Below are 26992 nucleotides of genomic sequence, written 5' to 3'. Positions count from 1 at the left end.
AAAGGTACTGTACATTTTCCGTTAATTTTTGTAGAATGATATTTGTGATAAATAATCTTTGTAACAGGTAAGGAGAGATACACATTGAGTAACATGGATACGACTTGTGTAAACGCAATCCGCGTTCTGGCTGCTGATGCTGTCCAGAAGGCAAATTCCGGTCATCCGGGCCTGCCGCTGGGCAGTGCCGCAATGGCTTATGAACTGTGGGCTAACCATATGAATCACAATCCGAAGGATCCGAAGTGGGCGAACCGCGATCGCTTCATCCTTTCTGGTGGTCATGGATCTACCCTGCTCTATTCCTTGCTCCATTTCTTTGGCTATGGTCTGACTCTGGATGATATGAAGAACTTCCGTCAGGATGGTTCTCTGACTCCGGGACATCCCGAATATGGTCATACTGTAGGCGTTGAAGCAACTACGGGCCCGCTGGGTGCTGGCATGGGTATGGCCGTAGGTATGGCTATGGCTGAAGCACATCTGGCTGCTGAGTTCAACAAGCCTGGTTATGATGTGGTTGACCACTATACTTTCGCTCTGGGCGGCGACGGCTGCATGATGGAGGGCATTTCCTCCGAAGCCTTCTCCCTGGCTGGTACGCTCGGTCTCTCCAAACTCATCATCCTGTATGATTCCAACAAGATTTCTATCGAAGGCAGCACGGATATTGCCTTTACGGAAAATGTAGAAAAACGTATGCAGGCTTTTGGCTTCCAGACGCTGACAGTGGAAGACGGCAATGATCTTGAGGCCATTGCCAAGGCTATCGAAGCAGCTAAAGCAGACAAGGAGCATCCGTCCTTTATTACGGTCAAGACCCAGATTGGTTATGGCTGTCCTGCAAAACAGGGCAAAGCCAGTGCACATGGGGAACCGTTGGGTGTGGATAACGTCAAGGCGCTCAAGGAAAACCTGGGCTGGCCGGAACCGGAAAAGACCTTCAACATTCCGCAGAATGTGTACGACCATTATCAGGAGAAGGCAGCAAAGGGTGCTGAGGCAGAAGCTGCCTGGAATAAGCTCTTCGCAGATTACTGTGCGAAATTCCCGGAGATGAAGGCGAAGTGGGATAAGTTCCATGCTCCTGTAGATGCTAAGGCTCTGCTGGAAAATGAAGAGTTCTGGGCTTATGAAGATAAAGCACAGGCAACCCGTGCTCTGTCCGGTACGATGATCAATCGCCTGAAAGACATCCTGCCGAACCTCTTTGGCGGCAGTGCTGACCTGGCTCCGTCCAATAAGACGGACATGAAGGATGCAGGCGACTTCTCCAAGGATAACTATGCCGGCCGCAACCTGCACTTCGGCGTGCGCGAACTGGCTATGGCAGCTATGGCTAACGGTATTACCCTGCATGGCGGCCTGCGTAATTATGTTGCTACGTTCTTCGTGTTCAGCGATTACACGAAGCCGATGGTTCGTCTGGCAGCTCTGATGGGACTGCCTGTGACCTATGTTCTGACGCATGACAGCATCGGTGTCGGTGAAGATGGTCCGACGCATGAGCCGATTGAACAGCTGGCTATGCTGCGTTCCACGCCGAATGTCAATGTTTTCCGTCCGGCTGATGCTACGGAAACGGCAGCTGGCTGGTATCTGGCTGTGACCAGCGAAAGGACGCCGACGGCTCTGGTGCTTACGCGTCAGAACCTGCCGCAGCTGGCTGGTTCCTCCAAGGAAGCACTCAAGGGTGCTTATGTGGTATCTGAAGCTAAGGACGCTGCCAACATGGATGGTATCCTGATTGCTACAGGTTCCGAAGTATCGCTGGCTGTAGAAGCTCAGGCCAAGCTGGCTGGCGAAGGCGTAGATGTACGCGTTGTTTCCATGCCTTGCATGGATCTTTTCGAGCAGCAGAGTGCTGATTACAAAGAAAGTGTTCTGCCGAAGAAAGTCCGCGCCCGCGTGGCAGTAGAAGCGCTCAGCGACTTTGGCTGGGGCAAGTATGTGGGCCTCGATGGTGCTACGGTTTCCATGAAGGGATTCGGCGCTTCTGCACCGGCTGGCATCCTGTTCGAGAAATTCGGCTTTACGGTTGACCATGTAGTTGACGTGGCACGCAAGGTCGTTGCAGACAATAAATAAGCTGGTTTTCTCAGTTCGTTGAGATAAAACGCCCGGCTGGATATTGCTTTTCCGTTCTGATATGCTTGATGAGCGTCAGAGATCAGGAACGGCAATAGTCCAGCCGGGCGTTTGTTTTGTCATCATTGTTTCCGGTAATCCCGCGGTGCACATTTGAACATCTCTTTGAAGGCTCGCGAAAAGGTAGAGTAATCTGCGAACCCCACTTCTTCACAGATGCTGGTGATAGGCATATCGGTCTTTAAGAGATCGCGGGCCAGTAACAGCCGTTTGCTGCGTATATACTGATGGATACCATAGCCTGTGTCAGCTTTGAACTTACGCATCAGGTAGAATTTGCTGATATAGGCTCGGGCCGCCAATTCATCGATAGAGAGTTCTTCCGCCAGATGGGCGTTGATATAACTGAGGGTTTCTTGGATCTTGGGGTCGTAAATGGCATTATTGAGACCGGAGAGTTCATGCTCGTAGAGCGAACGATTCAGGAGAATCATGAATTCAATGAACATGATTTCCGTAAACAGCCCATTGGCAAAACCCTGCCCGTGGGCTGTTTTTTCTAATTTGTCCATATGAAAGAGGAGGTCATGGCTGGTGCCGGGTGGCTGATGCATGACACTGCTATGTTCGCGGGCGTAGGTGAAACATTGAGCCAGGTCGGTGTGTTCGTTATCCTGGTTTTGCCAGCGTTGCAGGAATTCTGGTGCAACATAGATGACAATGCGTTCATAATCGCTCAGTTCATCTGTGAACACTGGACGATGGATTTCTCCGGCTGTGACAAAGACGATATCACGGGGGGCCAGATGATAGGTTTTGCCCTCAATGACATAATCTACGGCGCCTCCCAGAAACATGATTATCTTATGGAAATCGTGATAATGAAAAGGAATGGGCTTCAAAGCGGCATCTTTCAAGCGGAACACGCGAAAATCGCTGACGAGATAGCCTTTCTTTTCATAGTCACTCATAATATCACCCCCGTATTGAATCTGTATTTAGTATATTACAGAATGGAACAGAGGGCAAATGGGGCAAAGCAAAGGAGCTGCCTGCGCAGCTCCTTTGCCTATTTAGGATTGTATTCTGTGATCATCAGTTCCGGATGATGGTTGAGGTTGACGATCTCGCCGCTTTGCAGGCTTACGACAGGATGTGCGGCATAGTCATTAGGATAGGCAGCGATAATGCCCTTTTCACCATTATTGAGTGTGATGCGTGATCCCAGGAAGGCATCTTTGATATGCGTCAATACGGGGACACATACTTCCGGATCCAGGGAAACAAACATATTTTCCGTGAGAATGGCGATAGCGGCAAACGGAGTTTGCTTGATATAACCTTCCCGTTCCGTGGTGATGTTATCGTAAATATCGGCAATCATGATGATGCGGGCGTATTCATGAATGTCTGAGCCCCGACTGCCAAAGGGAAAGCCGGTTCCATCCGTGCGTTCATGATGCTGCAATGCGGCCATCTTTATGCCATCGGACAGCCCGTCAATGTTGTTCAGGATATGCTGCCCATCGACAGTATGTTTGATGTACGCCTCGTAATCTTCCCCTTGCAGGTTATTGATGTTTTTATCCAGGAGCCGCTGGGGAAATTTGCATTTGCCGATATCGTGCAGGAATCCTGCCAGGATGATGTCCCGTGTCTTTTCCCGCTTGAAATGCATCCATTTAGCGATGACGCCAGCCAAGATGGATACGCGCAGCGAGTGGTTGTATACATCGCTGGCTTTGTGATTCAATTCGTAAAGATAGTCGATCGCACCACTGCTGCGGGCCAGCGGGGCGATGGTTTCCTTTACCATATCCTTGGTTTCGTTCAAGGGCACATTGCCGGACTTGCTGGTCTCCGTGAAAATACGCTTGGCTTCCTGTACTACGCTGTCGTATTCTTTGACAAAGGCATTGCCGCGATTGAAAATGGTGGATACAGCTTGATAGTTCTTGCTCAGTTCATACTCGTCCTTGATATAGACAACGGGGATATTCAAAAACGTCAGCCGCGTGATATGAGCTTTCGTTAAAAGTGTATCTTCCGATAAAACAACGACCATGTCAGGATTGACGATGGTGCGGGCGAGTATCATGCCTGGTTTCAAATCTTCAACCGAAACAGCTCGCAAAATAACCCCCTCCTTGCGTGGGATGTAGTTCGATTTTATATATTTATTATTTATATATTTCGCGCTTTTTGGTTAAATACCTTTAATTATTTTGTATTTGGCAAGTGAAAATCTACTTGACAGCCTTTACAACTTTACATTATAATTGAAATTGTATTAATCCTTTAATGTAATAAAGGACAGAGAGGAGCTCGATACTATGAAATGGAAGAAACTTTTAGCGTTGGGATTGGCGGCCATTATGACAACGGTAGTAGCGGCAGGTTGTGGCAGCGATACCAGCAAGGGCGATAATGGAAAGAAGATCGTGGTAGGTCTGGATGATAATTTCCCGCCGATGGGCTTTAAAGATGAAAGCAATAATATTGTAGGTTTCGATATCGATCTGGCCAAAGAAGCCAGCAAGCGGCTGGGACGGGAAGTTGAATTCAAGGCGATTGACTGGTCAAGTAAGGAAGCAGAACTCAAGAGCGGCCGTGTCGATATTCTTTGGAATGGTTTGGATATCACGGAAAAGCGCAAGGAAAACATGCTTTTCTCCGACCCGTATATGGATAACCGCCAGATTATTTTCGTGAAAAAAGGCACCAAGGATATCAAGGACGAGGCTTCCATGGCAGGAAAAGTCATTGGTACCCAGAGTGCCAGCTCTGCAGAGGAATATATAGATGGCAGTGCTTTCTTTAAGGAAAAGGTAAAAGAAGTCAAGAAGTATTCGGATTTCGTATCTGCCTTCATGGACTTGGAAAATGGCCGTATTGACGCCGTAGTGGGCGATGAGATCGTGGGTCGCTATTATATGAGCAAGCATCCGGATAGCCTGGAAGCAGTGGATGTTGCAATAGGTGAAGTCAGCACCTTTGGTATTGGCTTTGCGAAGGACAATCAGCAGCTGCGCGATGATGTGCAGAAGGTGCTCAACGAAATGAAGGCTGATGGCACCATGGCCAAGATTTCTGAAAAGTGGTTTGGCAAGGATATTACCAAGAAATAAGCAATCTGTTTAGTGAAACAGCAGCAACAATGCTGCAATAGCAAAGTAGGGACCGTACGCAAAAGTGTCGGTCCTTTTTTTGTGTCCGGATAGCAGCATGCACAAAGCGGCGATACCGCCCATGATGATGCCGGTGGCAATTACCATCAGCAGGCTGCTGGTTCCGAGCCATAGCCCCAAAGCAGCGATGAGTTTGATGTCACCGCCGCCGATTCCACCTTTTGTCAGGATGGCCAGGAAGAGGAAGAGAAAGCCACCACCCAAGGCAGCCAGCAGATGATTGAGGAGACTGGCATCGCTGCTCAGGGCGGCAACGATGCCCATAAGGGCAAATGGGATGAGCATGTTGTCGAAAATAACCTGCTGTTCCCAATCGGTGACGGTGAAGAGTACAAGAAAATAGATATAGAACAGGGGAAAGAAAGCCGTGGGAATTTCTATGCTGGCTGACAATAAGTAAAAAGCAAAAGGGATGCCTAAACATGCTGGCAGGAAATACAGCCGGCATTGGTTTTGGTCCTGGATCTTGTGGGGGAAACTGAGTATTTCCTGCCTTTGCAGGTATAAGCAGGAAATCCATCTTGAGCCAAGCCAGGAACCGGCGGCTGCGGCTATAACAGCCACAATTATTTTCATCATGATCATATTGCAATCACCTCGCTATCATTTTACTGGTTATACAAGGAATTTGCAATGATAGGGACTGCAGTCCTTTGTGAAGGGGAGGCTTCTTCTGGAAATTGTAGTATTTTTATGTAATTTTGTTACAAATTGTGATAAAAGGGGTTGACTAGCCAGGGGGGACATATGATATAGTGTTATGTGTTTATTAGAGGAAGATTAAAATAAATTAAGAAAACGATTAAAAATATCGAGGAATTAAGACTAAAGTAAGTTGGCAATATAAGAAAAACCAATTCAAAATAGGGATGGTCAGATCGTGAAAAAGTGGATGCTGGAATCTAAGCTCACTTACAAGCAGTGGGTGTCGCTGGCCGCAGGGGTCAGTTGTCTGTTGGGGATGTTGGTCTATTTTTCGCTGTCCAGCGTGGAGACGGCAGCAAAGGATAGCAAACAGGTGGAAATGGTGAGGGTGGTAGTAGCCAAACAGGACATTCCCGAGCGTACTGTTATCAAAGAAAGCATGCTGAATGTCGTGGATATGCCGGCAGATGTGGTGCCGGCGGAAGCTGTGCACGAAGTTAGTGAAATTACTGGCAGCCCCACCAGTGTAGCCATTCAGAAGGGAGACCTTCTGACCACGAAGAAAGTCTACGCAGATGTGCGCATGGCAGGTTTTACGGGAACAATTCCACCAAATTGCCGGGCTGTATCGGTGGCCATTACGGATATTACCGGTGTATCGGGGTTTGCTAAACCAGGTGATTTCGTGGACGTAATGCTGGTTTCAGGCAGCCGGGAGACAGGCTTCAAGGGAGAAGTCCTCCTGCAGAATGTGCAGCTTCTGGCCATCAACAAGACAGGCAGCCAGGCGGCTGATAACAATAAGTCAGAAGGTAATGACAGAAGTGAAGAGAATGGTGCCATCAAGGGCAGCAGTGATGCCATGGCCACGGCAACCTTGGCATTGCCCTTGGACGAGGCCTTGAAGTTGGCTACGGCATCGCAAAAGGGGACGATTTATCTGGTGTTGCGTCCTGTAGCACCTGCAGATGTTTTTTCTATTGATACAGATTACATGATTCCTGCCGAACGTCAGTCCACGGCTGCGCCCCAGCCTCGCGCTTCGGCACCTTCTCCCGCCGCTGCACCTGCTGCAGCGCCTGCTGTGGCCCCTGCGTCGGCAGGACCTCCTAAGCAGGCGGCACAGCCTGCGGCTCAGGGAGGGCATTTTGAGATTATTCGTGGCGTCCAGAAAAATGGGGAGAGATAACGTGTATTGGGGTACAAAAATTGTGTTGGGATTGACAGCAGTGGCGGCGGTTATAGCGCCTGCACCTGCTTATGCTGCTCAGCCTCTATGGCTGGGGGTTAATCAGTCTTATTATTTGGGAACACACAGCCCGATAACAAAAGCTGTGGTGGGAAACCCTAAGATTGCCGATATACAGGATTTGGGCACGCATGCTTTGAATATCGTGGCCCTGGGCCAGGGAGCGACCACCGTGAATGTTTGGACTGCTGATGGCATGCGGCAGGACTTTACCGTTAATGTCAATGATGATACGAATGATCGGAAGAACGTATCTCTGGCTGCGAAAATAAAGATGGCCATCAATTTGCCGCATGTAACGGTGCAAGTGATCGAAGACAGAGTGCTCTTGCGCGGAACGGTCAGGAATCAGTACGAAAAGGATCTGGCCTTCAAGATTGCCTGTCTTTATGTGGGGGAGGACCCCACGAAGAGCAAACAGAGCCTTTTGAAATTAGGAGGCAACAGCGGTTCGGGAGCAGTAAAAACGGAAGTGGTTACAGAGGAGCAGGTAGATAGCAGTGCGCGGGTTATTAATCTTTTGGATATGGAGAATCCTGACCAAATAAATATGGAAGCTCTCGTTATCGAGATCAATTCTGATGCGGCTAAGAAATTAGGTGTTACCTATGCATCGGAAGTTCAGAACAATACCACGGGAACCGGGGTGACCTTAGGCGATTCTGGTTTGTTTTATGGCGGGGAAAGCTTTGGCGTACAGCGTGATGCCGGGAGCCATTGGTACAACCGCAATTGGCTTTTTACACATTTTTCCAAGGTCAATGCCCAGCTGAGGCTGCTGGTGGAACAAGGAAAGGCCAGGGTCGTATCGCGCCCCAATATCACCACGATGAGTGGCAAGTCAGCCGGTATCCTCGTGGGGGGACAGATACCGTATCCGTCGGTATCCGGTTTGGGGAATAATATCACGGTGGAATACAAGCCTTATGGTATTTCACTGAATATCGTCAATCCGACTGTAGACCGGCAGGGGAATATCGTAGCGAACCTCAATGCTGAGGTCAGCCGTCTTGACTGGACAAACAGCGTCACGGCGAATGGCTACAGGATGCCGGGGTTGTCTACGCGTTCGGCACAGACTGTGGTGACAATTCCTACTGGGATGACCATGGCAATCGGCGGCCTTTTGAATTCGGAAGACACCAAAACGCTTTCGAAACTGCCAGTGCTGGGAGACATTCCGGTTTTGGGGGAATTGTTCAAATATCATAATACCAGCCGCCAGAAGTCAGAGATCATGATTCTCATTACACCGCGGGTGGTCAATGAGCATGATGAGGTGAAGATGTCACCGAAGATGGAAGAGGCATTCCAGGACAGCCGCCGGGAGTACAGGGATATGAGATCCGTCGATCTCAATGGAGCGATTCCGGAAAAGCAGAGTAAGAAACAGCGCAAAGATGCGCCTGCTGTGCAGGCGGAGGAAAGCAGTCCACTCGATAAGATCATTCCTGTAGACAGCAGTCAGAGCTATTGAGGAGATCTAGGTAAATGGGTGAATTTACACAGGAAATACATGGTGTGGTCATTACTTTTTTCAGTACGGCTTCGGCTGTGGGCAAGACGTTGATCAGTACGAACATGGCTTCGGAACTGGCGCGGCAGGGGAAGAAAGTCTGCTTGCTGGACTTTGACCTGCAATTTGGAGATGTGAGCAATTATCTTCAGCTCCTTCCGCAGCGTACCGTTTATGATTTGCAGCAGGCGATGAACCGGCAGGGTAGCACCGTACGGGCAGAGGAATATCTGACGCCTTACGAATATCAGAATGTGGTGTTTTATGTGCTGGCTGCACCAGAGAGATTGGAAGAAGCCTATAATATCGAGGCGGATAAAGCCGTGGAAATGGTGCGTCGGCTGCAGAATGTTTTTGACTATGTGCTGGTGGATACCACATCAACGTTCAGCAGACTGAATCTTGCGTTGCTGAATCTATCCACGATTGTCAGCTTTCTGGGGATTGTAGACTTCATTCCCACAATCAAGAATATGAAAATCGGGGCGGATACGCTGAAAAAATTGGACTATGACAAGAACAAGATTCGCTTGATCCTGAATCGCAGCAATGCGAAGACCCGCATCAGTATTGATGATGTGGAAAAATTGCTGGGAGAGCCGTTCTACCATATTTTGCCGAATGACTTTCAGGCGGCCAGCCGCTCCATCAAGGAGGGGGTGCCCCTGGTCCTGCGTTCCGGGCATACGGAACTGGGAGATGCACTGCGGGATTTGGTCGCTCGTTATACGAATCGTGTCTATGATGAGCCGGCAAATATGGATGTGAGCGCGGCAGAATCCTGGCTGACCCGGATTTTTGGTTGAGAGGAGGCTGATCATGGAGTATCGGGTTTTGTTGGCCGAGTCGGACCGTTCGATGTTGGAACGGCTTTGCCAGGTGGTGGATGATACCCCGAATTTTACCCTGGCAGCTAAGTTTCAGAATGTCAGTGATGCTCTGGGGCAGGGGGCGGTATTCAATCCGAATCTTATCCTGCTGGATATTGAGCAGCCTGGCGGCATGGGGCTGGTCGATGCCTTTAAGAAGGTCTATCCGGCTGCATCGATCCTCTGTATGGGGGACAAGTGGCAGGCAGAGAGTGCCAGCGGCAGTATCAAGGCCGGGGCTAAAGGTTATATCATCAAGCCGTTTTCTGGCGTGGAACTGCAGGAATCGGTGGATGCTTTTTCTCGGCTGGGCAGTGATGGTAGTGCTGAAATACTGGTGTTTTTCAGTCCGAAGGGCAAAAGCGGCAAGACAACCCTGATTGCGAATCTGGCCATGTCTTTAGCCCGCAAATCAGGTGAGCCGGTAGGAATCATTGATGCGGACCTGCAGTTCGGTGATATGGCGGTGTTCTTCAATCTGGCGGCACAGACCACAATCGTGGAGGCGGTACGTGACATCCGTTTCTTGTCGCCGGCATCCCTGAGCTCCTATTATATGCCAGTGGCGCCCAATGTCAGTGTGCTCTGTGGTACGCGGACGCCCAATATGATCGATAAGGTAGCCATTGACAAATTGGAAAATCTCATCGCGATGAGCCGCGGTTTGTTCCGCTATATTCTGATTGATGTACCGGCCGGGTTCAATCCCACTTCTATTGCCGCAGCCGAGGCTTCCAATACCACTTTTTTGGTGAGCATGATCAATGGGGCATATGAAATTGACCATATGAAGAGAGCACTCCATATCTTTCGGGATTGGGAAGATATGGAGAATCGTGCGAAGGTTATCTTCACCCGGGTGGAACCGTGTGATGCGCAGGCGAGGCTGGAACTTTCGCAGAAGCTGGGCTATCCGGTTACGGAAATCATACCCAATGATTATGCCATTGTTTCGGATGCTGCCGACAAGGGCAAGATGGCTACGGATATCCGTCCGGACAGTCCTTTGTCCCGACAGGTTGATCGCTTGGCGGACAATATTATTGGCCGGAAACATAGGATAAGGTGGGCTGGGGTATGAGGATCGTGATTGCCCTGATGGTGACGTTGTTGGTTTTTGCCTTGCTGCTGGTGCTTATCCGCATCAGGATGCGGCAGCATACCGAGCTGGTCAACCGGATGGAATATTATTCTGGTGCCGCCATGCGCCTGCGTCAGCAGGAACTGCGGGGTCAGAAGGCAAAGGCGGCAGCCAGGGACCGCTTCCGCAGTTTTATTCAGTGGGCGGCCGCTGGGCTGCAAAAAATACAGCACAGTGGAAATCGCATGGATTTCAAGATGCAGCAGGCAGACTGGCCCTTGCTGGGCTCGGAATACGAGGTCATGCTGCTCATCTTAGGCGGCCTTTGTGCAGCCGTTACCCTGGCTGTGACCCTGGAGCCGCTGTGGGCGCTGCTGGCATTGCCCGGCGGTGTGCTGCTGGGGCTGTTGTTCCTGGATCTCTGCATCAAAAGACGGCAAAAAGCCTTTACCAATCAATTGGGTGATATGCTTACTATGGTCGCCAATGCCCTGCGGGCAGGTTTTAGCTTTATGCAGGCATTTGAATTGATTGCCAGAGAGATGGATGCGCCTATCGGCCGGGAAGTGCAGAAGGTGGTCAATGAGGTGAATGTCGGGATTGATCTGGAAACGGCATTGGATAATATGCAAAAAAGAATCAACAGTCCTGATTTCGAACTGGTGATCACTGCTGTGGTCATACAAAGGCAGGTGGGCGGGAATCTGGCACAGATCCTGGACACCATTGGTGAAACCATTCAGGAACGCATAAAGATGAAGCGTGAGATTTTGTCTATCACGGCACAGGGACGGTTATCCGGAGGCGTACTGGCATGCCTGCCTTTCGTAGTGGGGGTGCTGATGTCTATCCTTAGTCCTGACTATTTGCAGCCTTTGTTTGAGGAGCCGCTTGGTAAAATTTGTATAGCTGCAGCGGTGTTTATGGAAATCGTGGGCTATATACTCATACGGAAGATTGTGGATATAAAATTTTAATATTGTGTGCAAATCTCTCTGGGAGATTTCATAAATAAATCATTTATAGGAGGATTTCATTATGTTGGAAATCATGGAGTATCTGCGGGCACGTTATCTTGGGGAAAAGGGACAGGGCCTTACGGAGTATGCGGTATTGCTGGCATTTGTAGTGGTGGTGGTTGCTGCGGTAACCACGAATGCTAAATCAGGTTTGATCGATGCCATTACTGCTGCTTTTTCAAAAGTTAAAAATGGTATAGATACTATGACGATCTCTAAGAGTTAAACTGATGGAGGCAGGGTATGCAGAACTTACAGCGAGGACAATCCATGGTTGAGTTTGCAATTACTCTGCCTTTGTTTTTCCTCATGTTTTTCTTTATCTTCTATGCCGGTATGATCATGGCTGATTATCTAAGCCTTAGCAGCCTGGCGCGCAGCAGTGCGCGGGAGGCGTCTATCGTAAAGGAAGAAAAACAATATACAGATAACTATAAAGAGATTCGGCAGCAATATAAGGATGTCAAGCTGCCGGCTGCGATATTTACATGGGATGCACAGAAACAAGAGGATTTCTGGATTGAGTATAAAAAACCGAATGTAGTGGTCACCTTGCAGGCAAGGTTAAATGATGAAACTGGTTTATCCTTGGCAAAATTAGCTGGTTTTGCTGATGATAAGGGATTGAAGATGACGGTAACCTATACAGTGTATAGTGAATATAAGCCAAATGCGGGAGGGAATTGAATGTCTTTGCTGACACGTCTGGGGCGTAAGAACGGGCAAAACCGGCAGGTAAAGATATTTACTGCCCAGGAGGAGACACAGGATTTAGCGGAGGAATCCTATCAGGAAGTAAAACATCGGCTTCATCAACGCATTATTGATGAAATAGCGCCTGCTGAGCAGGCTATGCTGTCGAGCCTCCACCAGGACCCGCACAAAGTAGAGGAAATCATTACCCGCTATTGCCAGCGTATCCTGGATTCGGAGACGCTGGCTGTTCCCCGTGGGGAAAAAACGCGGCTGATTGCCGACATCCGGGATGAGATGCTGGGGTTAGGCCCCATTGAGCCGTTGCTGCAGGATGACAGCATTACGGAAATCATGGTCAATGGTCCGAAAAAAGTATTCATAGAGCGCAGGGGAAAGTTGGAACGTACAGATGTGCAGTTTCATGATAATGCCCATATCATGAATATTGCAGAGCGCATCCTGACGCCCTTGGGACGCCGGATTGATGAATCCTCACCCTTGGTGGATGCCCGCCTGGAGGATGGCAGCCGCGTGAATATCATCATTCCGCCGCTGTCTCTGGTTGGCCCGGCGATAACGATCCGCAAATTTTCCAGAAAGCCATTGACGGTGGATAACCTTATTGACTATGGCACTTTGGATGAAAAGATGGCGAAGTTTTTACGGGCTTGTGTCGAGGCCAGAATTAATATTCTTGTATCCGGCGGCACAGGTTCTGGTAAAACAACGACACTGAATGTGATTTCTTCCTTTATTCCGGAAGAAGAACGCATTGTGACGATTGAAGATGCGGCGGAATTGCGCCTGCAACAGGAGCATGTGGTGACCTTGGAGGCCAGACCGGCGAATATCGAAGGGGAAGGGCAGATCTCTATCCGTGATTTAGTGCGCAATGCACTGCGTATGAGACCAGACCGGATCATCGTGGGTGAGGTGCGCTCCGGTGAGGCCTTGGACATGCTGCAGGCCATGAATACTGGGCATGATGGCTCACTGACCACGGCACATGCCAACAGTCCCCGGGATGCGCTGTCCCGCTTGGAGACCATGGTGCTGATGTCGGGGCTGGAATTGCCGGTACGAGCGATAAGAGAACAGATCTCATCGGCTATTGATCTGGTTATCCAACAATCCCGTATGCGGGATGGCAGCCGCAAAATCACACATGTGACAGAGATTCAGCATATGGAGGGAAATACCATTACCATGCAGGATATTTTCCGCTATCAGCAACAGGGGTATGATGAAAATGGAAAACCTGTCGGACGTTTCTTGTCTACTGGGCTGAAGCCAAGCTTCATGGAAAGATTTGAAGTTAATGATGTAGAATTGCCGGATGATTTTTTTGCAATCCAGCCGGATGATAGAAGGGGCATGTTCTGATGTTGATCTTATTATTCTCTGTAGCGGTTTCGTTTACGGTTTTTTTGCTTCTTTTTGCTATTGTTCGCAAGACGGTTCTGGCCCATACCACGGTGCGGCAGCGGATTTTGGCGTTGGAACAGGATCTTTCACCGGAAAATATTTCCCCGGACAGAGAAGCACAGCGAAAGCGGCATGAGATTCCCTTTATGGAGCGTGTGGTGAAGCCGGCAGGCACACATATTGCGGAATCCATGAGCCGGTTAGCGCCTGAGCAGCTGAGAGGGCTGCTGGAAAAGCGTCTGGTTCTGGCGGGAAAAGCCGATGAATGTACGGCACCACAATTTATGCTGATCTGTTTGCTGGGTGTTTTGTCCATGTGTGGCGTTATGTTCCTGCTGGTGGGGGATAGCAATCATCTTTGGATTCAAAAGGTGATGTTCATTCTGCTGGGCGGCCTTTTGGGCGGGATGATGCCGGTGGTGTGCCTGAATATCATGATACAGAAAAGACAGGAGGAAATTTCCCGGCAGCTGCCGGAAATTTTGGATTTATTGTGTGTCAGTGTGCAGGCAGGCCTTTCCTTTGATGCGGCGTTAAGCAAGATTACGGCCCGCATGCGGGGCGCCCTGGTCAGTGAATGCAAGCGGCTGCAGGAGGATATCCGCATGGGCATGGTGCGCCGTACGGCCATGAAAAATCTGGCAAGCCGTTGTGAGGTGCAGGATGTGGCCCTGTTCATGACGTCCATCATTCAAGCTGAACGCTTAGGAACGAGTATGAGCAAGACCTTGAAGAATCAGGCCGATAATATTCGGGAGCGCCGCCGGCAATATGTAAAAGCCAAGGCCTTGCGGGCGCCGGTAAAAATAGTCTTTCCGCTGGTTATTTTCATTTTCCCCGCCCTGTTTGTCGTAACATTAGTGCCCACCATATTGTTCTTGATGAAAAATATGTAATCAGGCAGGAGGACGTGTCATGTCAAAATACAGGAACCACATGTCGATAAGATGGCGCCAGCAAGGCGCCATCTTATTATTCACAGCCTTGCTGCTGCCCCTGATCATTACGGGGGTGGGGTTAGCTGTAGATATAGGGAATATCTATGTTCAATACAGCCGCCTGCAGAATGCTGCAGATGCAGCGGCCGTAGCCGGAGCGCATAAATATGCGGAAAAGAACGAAACAGAAGGGGCACATCCAAATGCGGACAAGATGGCGGCACAATACATACAGGGAGAATACCATAATCTCGATCCGCTGGAACAACTGGCAGAAAAAACATTTAAGGCCAGGAAAAAAGAGAATTTTACTTATTACCGGGTGAAACTGGTAAAAAAAGTACCTTTATATTTTTTGCGTCATTTTTATGGTGATGGGACTTTTGCCGTAACTGTGACTGGTGTGGCGGCAATAAATGGGGAAGGCAATGGCGGCGCATTCAATAATATGTTTATTTTCAAAGAGCGGTTTGATGCGGTCAATGCAATAGAACATCCGGAAAAATTGGCCAAAGATAGGCGTGATCATGATGCGAAGGATCTCATCCGAACCATATATGATGGCAGGATTGCCTATACGAAAGGGGATGGCGTAAACAATCCTAGTTATCGTTATAAGTCCCTTATCTACAGCATGCATGGTGAGCTGGATCGTTTTTTTACCAGTAAGGGACAGGAGTATAATCTCAGCCATGATATCGGGGATCTGATGAAGGATGATGAATCCCAGAAAGCCGGGTTTGCCAGCGATGGCACGTTGAAAGACGGATATTGGAGCAAGGCAGAGTATTATAATTATGATTTCAAGGCATTCTACGACTATATGGATCAAAAAACGAAAGAGACATCCAATAAGCCGACGGATCAGAATGCAAGTACCAGCAATTCCTTGTTCCATCAGGATATCGTTCGCGTATCCAATGCGGATGGCAGGATTCCCAGTTGGAATCTTAACGTGGACAAAAGCCTGGGGGACAGTGACAAGCCCATATACATATACATAGAAGCGGGTGTAAGCACGATCAATATAAATCTGAATGCGGATACAGGCCGTCCGTTGATCATCTGCGTTGCTGGTGACAATAATCATCGGTCATATATCAATTTAGCGCTGGGCGGGCACACGTTCAAGGGTGTGATCTATGCGCCGTATAGCCTTACAGAGAACGGAATCCTTGTGAATGCGGATAGAAGCACATTCATCGGGACGATTGTAGGGGATTCGATTACCTTGAGGGGAAATTATAGTGCCTATAAATATAAGGACTATATGGGAAAAGATAGTGGTGCTGCTGGCGGCGGAAAGAATAATGCAGATGGCATAGCATTAGTATCTTCGCCAACAGGGATTCAGTGGGATTGATCAAGCGTGATGCGTGTTTGACGGATCATGCGATTGGGATAGTGGTATATTAGCAGGAGTTGCCCCCGTCAGGGGGGCTTTTTTTATAGATTTTTCTTATTAAATATGCTATGATGGTTATCGCAAGCTGTTGGCAGGACAAGAGGTGGATGCCAGCAGCTTCTGCGCCCTGTTGCGCAAATACAGAATAAGAAAAGGGACGATGAATGGAAAAAGAACTTTTGCGTCTTGAACGCGTCAACAAAAGCTATGATGGTCGGAAAATCTTGGAAGACCTGGATTTAACGATTCACGAGAATGAATTTGTAACCCTTTTGGGGCCGTCGGGCTGTGGTAAGACCACAATCTTGCGCCTGATTGGCGGCTTTGAGACACCGGACAGTGGCAAGATCTGGTTTGACGGTCAGGATATAACCAACCTTCAGCCGGAAAAGCGGCAGGTCAATACGGTGTTTCAGAAGTATTCACTGTTCTCCCATATGGACGTGGCGGAAAATATCGCCTTTGGTTTGAAACTCAAGGGAAAGAGTGCAAGTTACATTCGCGATAAGATAAAATATGCCCTGAAACTGGTGAATCTGGATGGCTATGAGCATGCCCGGGTTACCCAGATGTCTGGTGGCCAGCAGCAGCGTATTGCTATTGCCCGGGCGATTGTCAATGAGCCGAAGGTACTGCTCCTGGATGAGCCGTTATCGGCTTTAGACTTGAAGCTGCGGCAGAATATGCAGCGGGAACTGGTGAAGATCAAGCGAGAACTGGGCATTACCTTTGTATTTGTTACCCATGATCAGGAAGAAGCCCTGTCCATGTCGGACACGGTGGTGGTCATGAATCAGGGCTGGATTCAGCAGATTGGCACGCCAGAGAACGTGTATAATGAGCCGGAGAATGCCTTCGTAGCCGACTTTATCGGTGACAGCAATATCATTGACGGCATCATGGTGCGGGACAAGCTCGTGCACCTTTTGGGCAAGGACATCCCCTGCATCAACACGGGCTTTGGCGAGAATGTACCAGTAGACGTGCAGATCCGTCCGGAGGATATCCAGATCTGTGCGCCGGCAGAAGGCCAGTTCACGGGACGCATCAAGCAGGTAATCTTCAAGGGCACGGTCTATGATATCACCATCGAAGCCGGCGGCTTTGAATGGCTGGTGCAGACCATCACGGGGCATGAGCAGGGCAAGGAGGTCGGCATAAGATTGGCGGCATCCAACATCCAGATCATGGCGAAACCTGAGTCGGAAGACGAGGAGGCCGTGAGCGATGAATGAGCGTCTGTCTACCCAACGCTTCCTGGCGCTGCCCTTTGGCCTGTGGTCCATCTTGTTTATCGTCCTGCCGCTGTTCTTCGTCCTCTGGAATGGGCTGAAGGCCGAGGCGGGCGGTTTTACCCTGGAGCATTTGCAGACGGTACTGCAATGGGAATACCTGAAGGCACTGGGCCTTTCTGTGGAGTTGGCCTTGATCAGCACGTTTATCTGCCTGGTGCTGGCCTATCCCTTGTGTCTGATTTTGCGGGAACGCAAGAAAAGCCGGGGTCTGCTGGTCTTTGTGCTGTTCCTGTTGCCCTTGTGGATGAACTCCCTGCTGACTACCATGGCCTGGCAGACAATCCTGGAAAAGCATGGTATCGTCAATATGTTCCTGCAGGCGATAGGACTGCCGGAAGTACATATCATCAATACGCCATTGGCCATCATCATCGGCATGGTGTATAATTTCCTGCCCTATATGGTACTGCCTCTCTATGTGGCCATCAACCGCATTGACGCCAGCATCATCGAGGCAGCCCGGGACCTGGGCGCCAATCATTACCAGACCTTGCGGCGGGTGCTGCTGCCTCTGTCTATGCCGGGCATTGTCAGCGGTTCCACCATGGTATTCATTCCGGCATTGACGACATTTGTCATCAGTGCCCTGCTGGGCGGCAACAAGGTACTGCTGGTCGGCAATATCATTGAACAGGAATTTACGGCGGCCTATGACTGGCAGCTGGGCAGTGCGCTGTCCATGGTGCTGATGGTCTTCATCATCCTGAATATCCTGCTGGAAGCCTTTAACGATAATGGCGAGCAGGCGAAGAAGGGAGCAAGGCCATAATGCAGAAAATCAAGAACACCTATCTCGGCATCATCGTAGCGTTCCTCTATGCACCCATCGTGGTGCTGATTGCCCAATCTTTCAATGCCAGCCGCTATCGCGGGCAGTGGACGGGCTTTACCTGGGAATGGTATGAAAAGCTGCTGGAGAGCGAAGATATCCTCAATGCCTTTTCCAACACGCTAACCATTGGCGTGACTTCGGCCTTGCTGGCGACAAACCTGGCGCTGATTACAGCTCTGGGCATGCGGCAGATGGGGCGGCAGAGCCGGATGCTCCTGCGGGGGCTGGCCAATGTCCCCCTGCTTAATGCCGATATCGTTACCGGCATTTCGCTGATGCTGCTCTTTTTGGGATTGGGTCTGAAACTTGGTTATGATACCATCCTGCTGGCCCATATCGTCATCAGCCTGCCTTATGCGATGCTCTGCATCCTGCCGCAGGTACTGGCCATGGACAATGTCTGGTATGAAGCAGCCCGGGATTTGGGTGCGACACCTGTTCAGGCATTCCGCAAGGTCATCCTGCCGGAGCTGATGCCGGGCATCATCGCGGCGTTCCTGCTGTCCTTTGCCATGAGTGCCGATGATTTCATCGTGACCTACTTTACAAAGGGTGCAGGCATTGAGACGTTGACCACGGAAATCTATGCGGAGCTGAAACTGGGCGTGCATCCGGAAATGTATGCCTTGTCCACCCTGTTCTTCTGTGGTGTGCTGGCGTTTACAGCCTTGCTGATGCTGAACTACAAGGTGATCAACCGTTATCGGCAGGCGGAGAAAAGAGGGCAGGAAGCATGAAGTTTTTACATAAATACCTGCGTTCCCTGTTGCTGACACTGCTGGTATTGTCGACTTTCGTGATGACCGGCTGCGATATGTTTGCCGAAGAGGAGGACGAGGGCGCTGATGTGCTCTATGTCTATAGCTGGGGCGATTATCTCAGTGAAGATGCCATCAAGCAGTTTGAGGATGAAACAGGAATCAAGGTGGTGCTCGATGAATACGACACCAATGAAAGCATGTATCCCCGCATTGCCGAAGGGGCTGAGGCCTATGATGTGCTCTGTCCTTCCGATTATATGATCAATAAGCTGATTCATAATGATCTGTTGCAGCCGTTGGATTTCAGCCAGCTGCCCAATGCGCGGAAGAATATCGGTCAGGATTTCTTTGAACAGTCCAAGATGTTTGACCGTGAAGGCAAATACAGTGTTCCTTATTGCTGGGGCACTGTGGGCATCATGTATAATACGAAGATGGTGCAGGAGCCTGTGGATAGTTGGAAAATCCTTTGGGACGAGAAATACAAGGATAATATCCTGATGCAGGATTCGGCCCGGGATGCCATCATGATCCCTCTGCGGATGCTGGGCTATTCCATGAATACCACCAATGAGGCGGAGCTGCAGGCAGCCCGCGATCTGCTGATTCAACAGAAACCTCTGGTTCAGGCCTATGGCGTGGATGATATCCGCGACAAGCTGAGCTCCGGTGAGGCGGCTCTGGGCGTTATATTCTCCGGCGAAGCCATCAAGCTCATGAAGTCCAATCCGAATCTTCGCTTCCAGCCTGCGCCGAAAGAAGGCACGAATGTCTGGATCGACAGCTGGGTGATTCCGAAGAATGCCCGTCACGTGGAAAATGCGCATAAGTTCATCGACTTCATGTGCCGTACCGATATTGCCGCGGCCAACTTCGAGGAACTGGGCTATTCCACGCCGAATACTACGGTGCGGGATGAGGTAGAAGAAGATCTGGGCGAGTACGTCGAGGTTGCCTTCCCGCCGGAAGAGGTCTATAAGGGCCAGGAATCCTACAGCTATTTAGGCGAAGCTTTGGATAAGCTTTATACAAAACTCTGGCTGCAGGTAAAAGTAGACTAGTAAAGTAAATTCGTATAGAGGAAAAACAGTTTCTTTGTGGAATAATATATATCATAGATATATATCCAAGAACAAAGGAGCTGTTTTTTTATGAATATCAAAGCCGAAGTTTTCAGCAAATATCTGGAAGAGAAAAAAATCGAAGCATTTCAGGTGGAGGAGATTGCCGATGATGCGCAACATACGGTAGTGTATCGTTCACATGTGGTGGTGGAAGGTCAGCAATTGCCCACGCTGGTACTTTTAGATGATAGCGTGTTCTCCATGATTCGAGTGCAGATTTCCCCACAAGCCCGCACGGAAGAAAACGAGCTGGCTGTGCTGCGTCTGATCAGTGAACAGAATATGAAGTTCAAACCCTTCAAACTTTATTTTGACCAGTCAGGTGCCTTGATTCTCGATGTATGCCTGCTGACACCTGGTACAGAAGAAGAGAATTTCGCGCAGTTGGGGGATGAGATCTATGGCATGTTTGATGTACTGATCAAATTCCTGGAAGAAAATTATCGTGGCTGGATGAAGGAAATTTGGTAAGGTAGAAAATCGCGAAACGATCCCCGTTTTAATACCGTGAGATTTTGTTGGATTTTCTGGCAGATGATAATGGTTAAAGGTGGGATACTATCCAAAACAGTTGATGTCCTTTTTAGAGTTCCATGCTTGATTGGATTCTAAGGGCTCAACTGTTTTTGTATAGTGGGGGTCTCAGATCAAGGATGAAAATATAAAATAGGATATTTTATAAAAAAATGTTTGACAAGTATATACATATCTGATAATATATTTCTTGTCAGCAACGAATAAGTTGTTAACGCCGGCGTGGCGGAATTGGCAGACGCAGCAGACTCAAAATCTGCCGTTGGCAACAACGTATCGGTTCAAGTCCGATCGCCGGCACCACTTGAAATTAAAGGCTCCATGAGGTTTTCATGGGGCTTTTTTGTTGTATTATGAGGGATGTTTTACAGCCACGTTTACAGCCACCAGATTTTGATTGGTTTTATTAAATACACGTACTCTCTCTGGTTTGCTGTCCCTAGTACATCCCGATGAGGAACTGGCAGAAATACTGCCAGCAAAGCGGCAATCCAAGAAGTGATGGAGATGGAGGATGTGTTCACCAAGGACGAAGTAGCCAAACGGTCGTATGGAAAAGCAGAAAAATTCCGCCGTGACCAGGCAGCACAGTTGAAATAGAATGAGCTTCTTTGTATTGACTTGGTACGCGTATGTGAAAGTGACGGTGCATTCCGAACCGACTCAGTATAACACATGTGTCAATAAGCAGATGACAGCTTGTTTCTTTACGCTAACTTAAAAGTAGCGGCAGGTTGCAATGTGAACCTGTCGCTGTTTTTTACTGCCATTCCAATCCTAAAGAGGCTTCTTTGGCCGGGGCAGTGAATATCACCGTTATGGAGTTACTTTGCAGATCTAAAACTTTGAAGTCAACATATCTTATGTAAGTAGGTTCCAATTCGTCAATAACATGGCCTTCGCTGTAAACTATTTTTGTCCCATCAGGGGAGGAGGCCCAGGTGCCTAAATGACCGGTATCGTCGATGACCGCGGTTAATTTTTTATAGGTTTCACCATTATAACCGCCATCTCCGTGTCGGTCAAAATCAGCGATTGCATCCGCTGTTTTTTTTATACCCCAAAAGCAGCGTTTATAAGCAGTTTTTGTGTAGTTATTCTTGAATACAATGCCTTCATAATTGTCTACCTGCCGATAGCTTTGAGAGAGATCCAAATATGTATGATAGAGCACGATTTCTTTTATAAATAGCACAAGAAGGACTATGGCCACCAATTTCAAAGCCAGTCGCCCCAACCTCTTTATTTCCTGCATTTCTGTTCCTCTTTGTTGATAGAATCACGGTTTATATTATATAACGACTCACTATCATTATAATGACGAAAGATTAAATTAAGATTAAACATTCTCAGAATCTTTCCCTTCATAAAAAATGACCTGTCAATATTTGACAGGTCATTTTGACTGCTGGACGATTTTCCTTAATGCGCAGGCTGTCCTTGAGAATATTTACATGGCCACGGAGTCTGCGGCGAGTTTTGCATTATAGCGTTTGGTAGCCATATACGCCCAGAAGATGCAGGTTGGCCAGGTCACGATAAGGCCAAAACCTAAAGTGATCAAGCCCACTACAAAGGACACGGCCAACATCACAAAACCGCCAATAATGGACGAATAAAAGAGCCCCAGCGGTCCAAAGATAGCGGTCAAGACCACGGCGAGGCCGATGCTTTTTTCCGACTTTGCCACGACTACCTGTATCGGTTGCTGTGCTGTGTTTACTGTTTCCATGAAAATTCCTCCCCAAAGATATTGATGAACTATTCCATTTACCATTATAATCATTGAATAAATTATGAGCAAATTATTAGAAATTGATTTATAAAATAAACATCTATCATGGCTTTGGTTGATGAAATTAAAACTAGATTATTGTACAATTAAATTTAAATTAAATTTTGTTGAGATGTATGGAAAATAAATTTTATCCCCCAGGGGAGCTTGTGCGTATCTTTGATTGTCTTTATAATATAGTCAAATCGATGCATTCCAGCAACTATTTCAGAAGGCTCAACTGATTTAGTGGAATGTATAGGACTTCCCGTTTGTCTGATGCAAATATATAAGCGCCGTGCATTCGTATGATTCGCGATACATACGATGCACGGCGCTTGCGTGTTTATTTGCTTTTACTTGTGGGCATGGGCAAATATATGGTGATGGACTTTATCCTCGTGTTCGTAAAGGGCTGCAAAGCTGATTACTACGGCCCACATTATTGCAGCCAGAATCGTTGCGCCTACCAGCAGCTGCATGAATACGGAGGTGCATCCAAACACGCTTGCCATAATCACGACAGATGCCATGGTCAGTATGCTGATTTTTTTGTGCCTGTTCAGCAGGCTGGCCAATGGTGTGAAGAGAAAGGCCAGGGTTCCCAGCAGGGCCATGCCTGCCAATTCGCCGCCGCTGAGCGGCTTTGTTGTCTCTGTTTCGTTTTGGTTTGCCATAATGATCCCTCCTAAAAAGAAATACATCACTCCTTGCCTGCGTATAAGATTTGTTGAAGGAGTGTTCCTCTTTCGACATGTAATAGGATTCTCCATTTTTTCGGTGTATCCTGCTTTTTATAAAAGAAAATTATGAAATAATAAATAATATTTCTGATAACTTTTGATTATGAAATAATAAATGAGAAAATTCTAAAATCATATCCCCCTAGGGGGTTGTGTGTGAAAAATAAATATAGTATGATTAGTTTGACAATATTTTGTCTGACGATGAATGGGGAAATTACCGCCTATCAGGCGGAGATTTTATAGCGGGATGTATTATATTTTAGGAGGAGAGATGATATGAGCACTTATCGAGCAGACGAGCTGCAGGGAATCATCAAGATCAACCCAGAGATTTGCAAGGGGTGTGATTCCTGCAAATCCTTTTGCCCCACGGATGCCATTAACGGGGCTTACGGTGCAACCCATGAGATTGATGGGGAAAAGTGCCTGCAATGCGGCCAGTGCCTGGTGAATTGTCCCTTTGGGGCTATCGAGGACATGGCCGATGCGGTGCCGGCTGTCAAAAAGAAGCTGGCAGACAAGGAGACCACGGTGGTGGCTACCGTCGCCCCTGCCGTCCGGGTGGCTTTGGGAGAGGAGTTCGGCATTGAGCCGGGCAAGCTGCTGACGGAGGAAATGTACGGCGCCCTCAAGCAGGCGGGCTTCAAGATCATGGACGTGAACTTTGCGGCGGATAATACCATTATGGAAGAGGGCACCGAGCTGGTGGAGAAAATCAAGAAGTATGTTCTGGGTGAGCCGTCCGAGCATGAACTGGGGCCATTGCCCCAATTCACTTCCTGCTGTCCGGCATGGGTGCGCTATATGGAACTTTACCATCCAAAGCTGACCAAGCACCTATCCTCGGCCAAATCCCCGCAGGGCATGGCTGGCCCCGTGGCTAAGATTTACGGAGCTACGGAAGTCTGGCATACGGAGCCGGAGAATATCTACTGTGTGGGTGTTTATCCCTGTACGGCCAAGAAATACGAGGCTTCCCGCCCCGAATTCACATCGGCGGCTGATTACTGGAAGAAGCGGGGGCACACGGCAACCTATCAGGATACGGATGTGGTGCTTACCACCCGGGATCTGGCCCGGCTGCTGAAGGATCTCAACATTGACCTGAAAAAGGTTGAGCCCATTACGGAAAGCGACAATCCGCTGGCTGAGTACAGCGGTGCCGGCACGATTTTCGGCAACACCGGCGGCGTTATGGAAGCGGCCCTGCGCACGGCCTATTTCGTGCTCACGGGGGAAGAGCTGCAGGAGCTGAACTTCATGCCTGTGAGAGGTCTGGAGGCGGTTAAATCCGCAGCGGTTCCCTTAAAGCTCAAGGACGGTCGGGAAATCGAATTGAAGGTGGCTGTGGTGCACGGCACGAAGAATGTGGAACCACTTATCCAGGAGATTGAAGCGGGGAAATCCCCCTACCATTTCATCGAGGTCATGAACTGCCCCGGCGGCTGCGTCAATGGCGGCGGCCAGCCCATCAACCCCATGGGCACCTCATGGACGAGCGGATTCAAGGCCATCATGCCATGGAATTAAAGGAGGAGCACAATGAAGTACGATTATGTGGAAAAGGCGATAACGGTTACCCGGCGGGAGTTTATCGGCATGCTGGGTATCGCCGCCGCAATGCTCTGGACTGGAGCTTTCGCCGTAACTGACTTGGTGGCAGACCGGAACAAATACATAAGGATGCGCACAGCAGGACTTTATAAGGATGATGAGAAACAGGCCGTGCGCCAGAGCCACAACAACAAGAGCTTGATGAAGATGTATGAAACGTGGGCAGGCAAACCCATGGGCCATCTGGCAGAAGAATTGTTCCATACGAGATATTATGACCGTACGGTATTGTGAGTGAGGTGAAGAAGATGAGCAAGTTTGCAGAAGATGCTGTCGCCCTGAGACATGCCCTGCCCTCCAGACTGTTCCATTGGTGTTTGGTGCTGGGATTCATTCCGGCGGCAATCACCGGCGTAATCCTCTTTTTGCGTCCTTTAGGGCCAGAGGGCATGCATCTGGCGATGCAGATACATATCGTAGGTGCCTGGATTCTCATGATTGGCAGCACGCTGTTCTTCCTGCTGGCTTCAGACCGGGTGGCAGCCTTTTGGCGGGATGCTTTTTTCTCCTGGAAAAATGATGATATCATCTGGTTGGCCAAGGGCGGCGGCTACCCGCAGAAAATGCTGCTGAACAAGGAGATTGATGTGCCTCCTATGGGCAAGATGAATTCCGGTCAGAAGATGATGGGCATACTGGTGTTCTTTGGCACGCTGATCATCATTGCCAGCGGGGCAATCTTGTACTTTGCCCTGCCGCTGGTGCCAAAAGCGATTGCCTATTATGCAGACAAGGCCCACCTGATTGTGGGGCTGTTCCTGACCCTGTGCGTATTTTGCGGACATATCCCCTTGGGCATATATAACTGGGCCGCATTCAAGAGCATGTTCGGTGACGGGACCATTCGGGTGAAGGAAGCTGAACATCATAATAAACTGTGGGTGGAGGAAGAACTGAAGAAGATTTCATAAGAGGATAGAGCACGGAAAAAACAAATATCAAGGATGACAGACCTTGCAGGCCGCATAGCCCGCATTAACGGCTTCACTGCGGGAGTTGAAATGAACAAAATTTTCCGGGTGTTTGATGGTGCGGCAGGTGCTGAAATGGAATTTCATGGACTTGGGGTTACCAAGATAATCCGTAGCCATTGCAGGGGTAGCTATTGTCAGCGAAAAAGCAGCAAGGACTGCCAGGGCAATTTTTTTGAACATAGTAAATTCCTCCTTGAAATGAAATATCCTTAAATATATTCGATATTCGTCGTATATTCTCCTGTCTCCTGATTTGAGGTTGGAATGGGGGTTAAGACAGATAGCATCTTCGTGCGAAGGTGCTATTTTTTTGCAGGTTTTTGGATATGTGCGTAGAAGAACTAGTACGCCAGAAGGCCTCCACCTCTTAGGTGGGGGATGAAGGCGGGGCTGGCGAATTTACGTAAGTAATTGAGCCAGACGATTGCTCCGTAGATAGTTTTGTGGTACAATCAGTCGTAGAAGTGAAAGGGCTGATTATACTATGGAATTAGACAATAATAACCATTCAGTGTTCTTGCTGTATTATCATCTTGTTCTAGTAGTAAAGTACCGCCGTAAGGTGTTTTCCGACCAGGTGAGCCAATATGCAAAAGATATATTTGTTCGTATAGGTTCTTCTTATAACATCACATTAGAAGAATGGAACCATGACCAAGACCATGTGCATATCATGTTTCGTGCTCATCCTAATACAGAGATGTCAAAATTCATCAACGCTTACAAGAGTGCCAGTTCTAGGCTAATCAAAAAAGATTTTCCAGAGGTCAGGCGTAATTTGTGGAAGGAAATGTTTTGGTCAAGAAGCTATTGTTTGCTGACGACAGGTGGCGCTCCAATAGAGACGATTCGTAAATACATAGAAAATCAAGGCAGGTGATTATAGTGAATAAGGCATACCGATACAGGCTCTACCCAACAACTGAACAGAAGATTATGTTTGCCAAGACCTTCGGCTGTGCCAGATTCATCTATAACAAAATGCTTGGAGACCGCCTTGACCATTACAAGGAAACTGGCAAGAAGCTGAACAATACCCCTGCACAGTACAAGGAAGAATTCCCATGGCTGAAAGAGGTTGACAGCCTTGCTCTTGCCAATGCCCAGATGAACCTGAACAAGGCATACAACAATTTCTGGAACAATAGGAAGCATTTTGGCAAGCCACGCTTCAAGTCAAAGAGAACAGGCCACTCCTCATATTCCACGAACAACCAAA

Annotated in this window: 29 protein-coding genes and 1 tRNA gene; 23 read left to right on the top strand and 7 right to left on the bottom strand. The window is 48.6% G+C overall.

The genetic code is table 11. The features are described from left to right. Positions 1–93: 93 nt before the first annotated feature. Positions 94–2088, top strand: coding sequence for a transketolase (gene tkt, locus BUB68_RS06525; RefSeq protein ID WP_371914849.1), 1995 nt, complete (start codon positions 94–96; stop codon positions 2086–2088). A 122-nt stretch (positions 2089–2210) separates the two neighbouring features. Here tkt and BUB68_RS06520 read toward each other — a convergent pair whose 3' ends face one another. Further along, positions 2211–3059 (bottom strand): AraC family transcriptional regulator, encoded by an 849-nt coding sequence (locus BUB68_RS06520; protein ID WP_073089283.1) that lies wholly within the window; start codon positions 3057–3059, stop codon positions 2211–2213. Positions 3060–3157: 98 nt separating this feature from the next. Next, positions 3158–4222 (bottom strand): HD-GYP domain-containing protein, encoded by a 1065-nt coding sequence (locus BUB68_RS06515; protein ID WP_256625808.1) that lies wholly within the window; start codon positions 4220–4222, stop codon positions 3158–3160. 199 nt (positions 4223–4421) lie between these two features. On the opposite strand from BUB68_RS06515, the gene BUB68_RS06510 reads away from it, so the two are divergent. Beyond that, positions 4422–5216, top strand: coding sequence for an amino acid ABC transporter substrate-binding protein (locus tag BUB68_RS06510; RefSeq protein ID WP_073089280.1), 795 nt, complete (start codon positions 4422–4424; stop codon positions 5214–5216). Between the two features lie 9 nt (positions 5217–5225). Here the strand turns inward: BUB68_RS06510 and BUB68_RS06505 are convergent, their stop codons facing one another. Continuing rightward, a complete protein-coding gene (locus BUB68_RS06505; protein ID WP_256625807.1) occupies positions 5226–5861 on the bottom strand; it encodes a prepilin peptidase in 636 nt (211 codons plus the stop codon). 295 nt (positions 5862–6156) lie between these two features. Between BUB68_RS06505 and cpaB the strand changes: the two genes are divergently transcribed. From cpaB to BUB68_RS06425, 16 genes are all read left to right on the top strand, one after another. After that, positions 6157–7110 carry a Flp pilus assembly protein CpaB gene (gene cpaB / locus BUB68_RS06500; RefSeq protein ID WP_073089278.1) on the top strand — a complete coding sequence of 318 codons (954 nt, stop codon included), beginning with the start codon at positions 6157–6159 and terminating at the stop codon, positions 7108–7110. Positions 7111–7132: 22 nt separating this feature from the next. Next, the gene (locus BUB68_RS06495; RefSeq protein ID WP_256625806.1) at positions 7133–8647 is read left to right on the top strand and encodes a type II and III secretion system protein family protein; all 1515 of its coding nucleotides are present in this window, start codon (positions 7133–7135) and stop codon (positions 8645–8647) included. Between the two features lie 14 nt (positions 8648–8661). Further along, a complete protein-coding gene (locus BUB68_RS06490) occupies positions 8662–9492 on the top strand; it encodes a CpaE/TadZ family protein (protein WP_073089273.1) in 831 nt (276 codons plus the stop codon). A gap of 13 nt (positions 9493–9505) precedes the next feature. Continuing rightward, positions 9506–10636 (top strand): CpaE/TadZ family protein, encoded by a 1131-nt coding sequence (locus tag BUB68_RS06485; RefSeq protein WP_178139478.1) that lies wholly within the window; start codon positions 9506–9508, stop codon positions 10634–10636. Then, positions 10633–11613 (top strand): type II secretion system F family protein, encoded by a 981-nt coding sequence (locus BUB68_RS06480; RefSeq protein WP_073089271.1) that lies wholly within the window; start codon positions 10633–10635, stop codon positions 11611–11613. Before BUB68_RS06485 ends, BUB68_RS06480 begins: the two co-directional genes overlap by 4 nt. A 61-nt stretch (positions 11614–11674) precedes the next feature. Beyond that, on the top strand, positions 11675–11881 hold the full coding sequence (locus BUB68_RS06475) for a hypothetical protein (RefSeq protein ID WP_073089268.1): 207 nt from the start codon (positions 11675–11677) through the stop codon (positions 11879–11881). A gap of 17 nt (positions 11882–11898) precedes the next feature. After that, positions 11899–12342, top strand: a complete 444-nt coding sequence (locus BUB68_RS06470) for a TadE/TadG family type IV pilus assembly protein (protein WP_073089266.1) — start codon at positions 11899–11901, stop codon at positions 12340–12342. Continuing rightward, a complete protein-coding gene (locus tag BUB68_RS06465; RefSeq protein ID WP_073089264.1) occupies positions 12343–13734 on the top strand; it encodes a TadA family conjugal transfer-associated ATPase in 1392 nt (463 codons plus the stop codon). Then, the gene (locus tag BUB68_RS06460) at positions 13734–14672 is read left to right on the top strand and encodes a type II secretion system F family protein (protein WP_081371892.1); all 939 of its coding nucleotides are present in this window, start codon (positions 13734–13736) and stop codon (positions 14670–14672) included. The genes BUB68_RS06465 and BUB68_RS06460 overlap by 1 nt, the downstream gene beginning before the upstream one ends. 19 nt (positions 14673–14691) lie before the next feature. Further along, the gene (locus BUB68_RS06455) at positions 14692–16077 is read left to right on the top strand and encodes a pilus assembly protein TadG-related protein (protein ID WP_081371891.1); all 1386 of its coding nucleotides are present in this window, start codon (positions 14692–14694) and stop codon (positions 16075–16077) included. Between the two features lie 206 nt (positions 16078–16283). Then, entirely contained in the window at positions 16284–17354 is a 1071-nt protein-coding gene (locus BUB68_RS06450; RefSeq protein WP_073089259.1) for an ABC transporter ATP-binding protein, read from the top strand. Then, complete coding sequence (locus tag BUB68_RS06445; RefSeq protein ID WP_073089256.1) at positions 17347–18183, top strand: ABC transporter permease; 837 nt, start codon at positions 17347–17349, stop codon at positions 18181–18183. The genes BUB68_RS06450 and BUB68_RS06445 overlap by 8 nt, the downstream gene beginning before the upstream one ends. Continuing rightward, a complete protein-coding gene (locus BUB68_RS06440) occupies positions 18183–18983 on the top strand; it encodes an ABC transporter permease (protein WP_073089254.1) in 801 nt (266 codons plus the stop codon). The genes BUB68_RS06445 and BUB68_RS06440 overlap by 1 nt, the downstream gene beginning before the upstream one ends. Continuing rightward, positions 18980–20068, top strand: a complete 1089-nt coding sequence (locus tag BUB68_RS06435; RefSeq protein ID WP_073089252.1) for an ABC transporter substrate-binding protein — start codon at positions 18980–18982, stop codon at positions 20066–20068. Before BUB68_RS06440 ends, BUB68_RS06435 begins: the two co-directional genes overlap by 4 nt. Before the next feature lie 90 nt (positions 20069–20158). Next, entirely contained in the window at positions 20159–20602 is a 444-nt protein-coding gene (locus tag BUB68_RS06430; RefSeq protein WP_073089250.1) for a hypothetical protein, read from the top strand. A gap of 279 nt (positions 20603–20881) precedes the next feature. Further along, positions 20882–20968: transfer RNA gene (locus BUB68_RS06425), tRNA-Leu, on the top strand. A gap of 457 nt (positions 20969–21425) precedes the next feature. Here the strand turns inward: BUB68_RS06425 and BUB68_RS06420 are convergent. The 3 genes from BUB68_RS06420 to BUB68_RS06410 form a co-directional block, all read right to left on the bottom strand. After that, positions 21426–21920, bottom strand: a complete 495-nt coding sequence (locus tag BUB68_RS06420; RefSeq protein ID WP_073089247.1) for a hypothetical protein — start codon at positions 21918–21920, stop codon at positions 21426–21428. 195 nt (positions 21921–22115) lie between these two features. Next, complete coding sequence (locus tag BUB68_RS06415) at positions 22116–22397, bottom strand: hypothetical protein (protein ID WP_073089245.1); 282 nt, start codon at positions 22395–22397, stop codon at positions 22116–22118. A gap of 398 nt (positions 22398–22795) precedes the next feature. Beyond that, complete coding sequence (locus tag BUB68_RS06410) at positions 22796–23116, bottom strand: hypothetical protein (protein WP_073089242.1); 321 nt, start codon at positions 23114–23116, stop codon at positions 22796–22798. A 345-nt stretch (positions 23117–23461) separates the two neighbouring features. On the opposite strand from BUB68_RS06410, the gene BUB68_RS06405 reads away from it, so the two are divergent. The 3 genes from BUB68_RS06405 to BUB68_RS06395 are packed head-to-tail and all read left to right on the top strand — an operon-like array spanning position 23462 to position 25710. Continuing rightward, positions 23462–24715, top strand: a complete 1254-nt coding sequence (locus BUB68_RS06405) for a [FeFe] hydrogenase, group A (protein ID WP_073089240.1) — start codon at positions 23462–23464, stop codon at positions 24713–24715. A 12-nt stretch (positions 24716–24727) separates the two neighbouring features. Further along, entirely contained in the window at positions 24728–25033 is a 306-nt protein-coding gene (locus BUB68_RS06400; protein WP_073089238.1) for an iron hydrogenase small subunit, read from the top strand. A gap of 14 nt (positions 25034–25047) precedes the next feature. Further along, positions 25048–25710 carry a cytochrome b/b6 domain-containing protein gene (locus BUB68_RS06395; RefSeq protein ID WP_073089236.1) on the top strand — a complete coding sequence of 221 codons (663 nt, stop codon included), beginning with the start codon at positions 25048–25050 and terminating at the stop codon, positions 25708–25710. Between the two features lie 27 nt (positions 25711–25737). On the opposite strand, the gene BUB68_RS06390 is transcribed toward BUB68_RS06395, so the two are convergent. Continuing rightward, on the bottom strand, positions 25738–25953 hold the full coding sequence (locus tag BUB68_RS06390; protein ID WP_073089234.1) for an Ada metal-binding domain-containing protein: 216 nt from the start codon (positions 25951–25953) through the stop codon (positions 25738–25740). Between the two features lie 304 nt (positions 25954–26257). On the opposite strand from BUB68_RS06390, the gene tnpA reads away from it, so the two are divergent. Beyond that, positions 26258–26653: an IS200/IS605 family transposase gene (gene tnpA, locus BUB68_RS06385; RefSeq protein ID WP_073089232.1), complete on the top strand. Its 396-nt coding sequence runs from the start codon at positions 26258–26260 to the stop codon at positions 26651–26653. Between the two features lie 5 nt (positions 26654–26658). After that, on the top strand, positions 26659–26992 hold a 334-nt coding region (locus BUB68_RS06380), incomplete at its 3' end, for an RNA-guided endonuclease InsQ/TnpB family protein (protein ID WP_256625805.1).

This window comes from Pseudoselenomonas ruminantium (genome assembly GCF_900142515.1).
In the GTDB taxonomy this organism is placed as follows: Bacteria; Bacillota; Negativicutes; order Selenomonadales; family Selenomonadaceae; genus Selenomonas_A; species Selenomonas_A ruminantium_D.
This window is presented reverse-complemented; position numbering and strand designations above follow the sequence as displayed.

Bases quoted from the DNA above. Each gene is read 5' to 3' on its own strand.
- BUB68_RS06480 (WP_073089271.1), top strand. From the start codon at position 10,633: ATGAGGATCGTGATTGCCCTGATGGTGACGTTGTTGGTTTTTGCCTTG.
- tkt (WP_371914849.1), top strand. From the start codon at position 94: ATGGATACGACTTGTGTAAACGCAATCCGCGTTCTGGCTGCTGATGCT.
- BUB68_RS06440 (WP_073089254.1), top strand. From the start codon at position 18,183: ATGCAGAAAATCAAGAACACCTATCTCGGCATCATCGTAGCGTTCCTC.
- BUB68_RS06505 (WP_256625807.1), bottom strand. From the start codon at position 5,861: ATGATCATGATGAAAATAATTGTGGCTGTTATAGCCGCAGCCGCCGGT.
- BUB68_RS06395 (WP_073089236.1), top strand. From the start codon at position 25,048: ATGAGCAAGTTTGCAGAAGATGCTGTCGCCCTGAGACATGCCCTGCCC.
- BUB68_RS06475 (WP_073089268.1), top strand. From the start codon at position 11,675: ATGTTGGAAATCATGGAGTATCTGCGGGCACGTTATCTTGGGGAAAAG.
- BUB68_RS06410 (WP_073089242.1), bottom strand. From the start codon at position 23,116: ATGGCAAACCAAAACGAAACAGAGACAACAAAGCCGCTCAGCGGCGGC.
- BUB68_RS06485 (WP_178139478.1), top strand. From the start codon at position 9,506: ATGGAGTATCGGGTTTTGTTGGCCGAGTCGGACCGTTCGATGTTGGAA.
- BUB68_RS06405 (WP_073089240.1), top strand. From the start codon at position 23,462: ATGAGCACTTATCGAGCAGACGAGCTGCAGGGAATCATCAAGATCAAC.
- BUB68_RS06450 (WP_073089259.1), top strand. From the start codon at position 16,284: ATGGAAAAAGAACTTTTGCGTCTTGAACGCGTCAACAAAAGCTATGAT.
- BUB68_RS06520 (WP_073089283.1), bottom strand. From the start codon at position 3,059: ATGAGTGACTATGAAAAGAAAGGCTATCTCGTCAGCGATTTTCGCGTG.
- BUB68_RS06415 (WP_073089245.1), bottom strand. From the start codon at position 22,397: ATGGAAACAGTAAACACAGCACAGCAACCGATACAGGTAGTCGTGGCA.
- BUB68_RS06435 (WP_073089252.1), top strand. From the start codon at position 18,980: ATGAAGTTTTTACATAAATACCTGCGTTCCCTGTTGCTGACACTGCTG.
- BUB68_RS06455 (WP_081371891.1), top strand. From the start codon at position 14,692: ATGTCAAAATACAGGAACCACATGTCGATAAGATGGCGCCAGCAAGGC.
- BUB68_RS06400 (WP_073089238.1), top strand. From the start codon at position 24,728: ATGAAGTACGATTATGTGGAAAAGGCGATAACGGTTACCCGGCGGGAG.
- BUB68_RS06430 (WP_073089250.1), top strand. From the start codon at position 20,159: ATGAATATCAAAGCCGAAGTTTTCAGCAAATATCTGGAAGAGAAAAAA.
- BUB68_RS06490 (WP_073089273.1), top strand. From the start codon at position 8,662: ATGGGTGAATTTACACAGGAAATACATGGTGTGGTCATTACTTTTTTC.
- BUB68_RS06420 (WP_073089247.1), bottom strand. From the start codon at position 21,920: ATGCAGGAAATAAAGAGGTTGGGGCGACTGGCTTTGAAATTGGTGGCC.
- tnpA (WP_073089232.1), top strand. From the start codon at position 26,258: ATGGAATTAGACAATAATAACCATTCAGTGTTCTTGCTGTATTATCAT.
- BUB68_RS06465 (WP_073089264.1), top strand. From the start codon at position 12,343: ATGTCTTTGCTGACACGTCTGGGGCGTAAGAACGGGCAAAACCGGCAG.
- BUB68_RS06390 (WP_073089234.1), bottom strand. From the start codon at position 25,953: ATGTTCAAAAAAATTGCCCTGGCAGTCCTTGCTGCTTTTTCGCTGACA.
- BUB68_RS06470 (WP_073089266.1), top strand. From the start codon at position 11,899: ATGCAGAACTTACAGCGAGGACAATCCATGGTTGAGTTTGCAATTACT.
- BUB68_RS06460 (WP_081371892.1), top strand. From the start codon at position 13,734: ATGTTGATCTTATTATTCTCTGTAGCGGTTTCGTTTACGGTTTTTTTG.
- BUB68_RS06510 (WP_073089280.1), top strand. From the start codon at position 4,422: ATGAAATGGAAGAAACTTTTAGCGTTGGGATTGGCGGCCATTATGACA.
- BUB68_RS06445 (WP_073089256.1), top strand. From the start codon at position 17,347: ATGAATGAGCGTCTGTCTACCCAACGCTTCCTGGCGCTGCCCTTTGGC.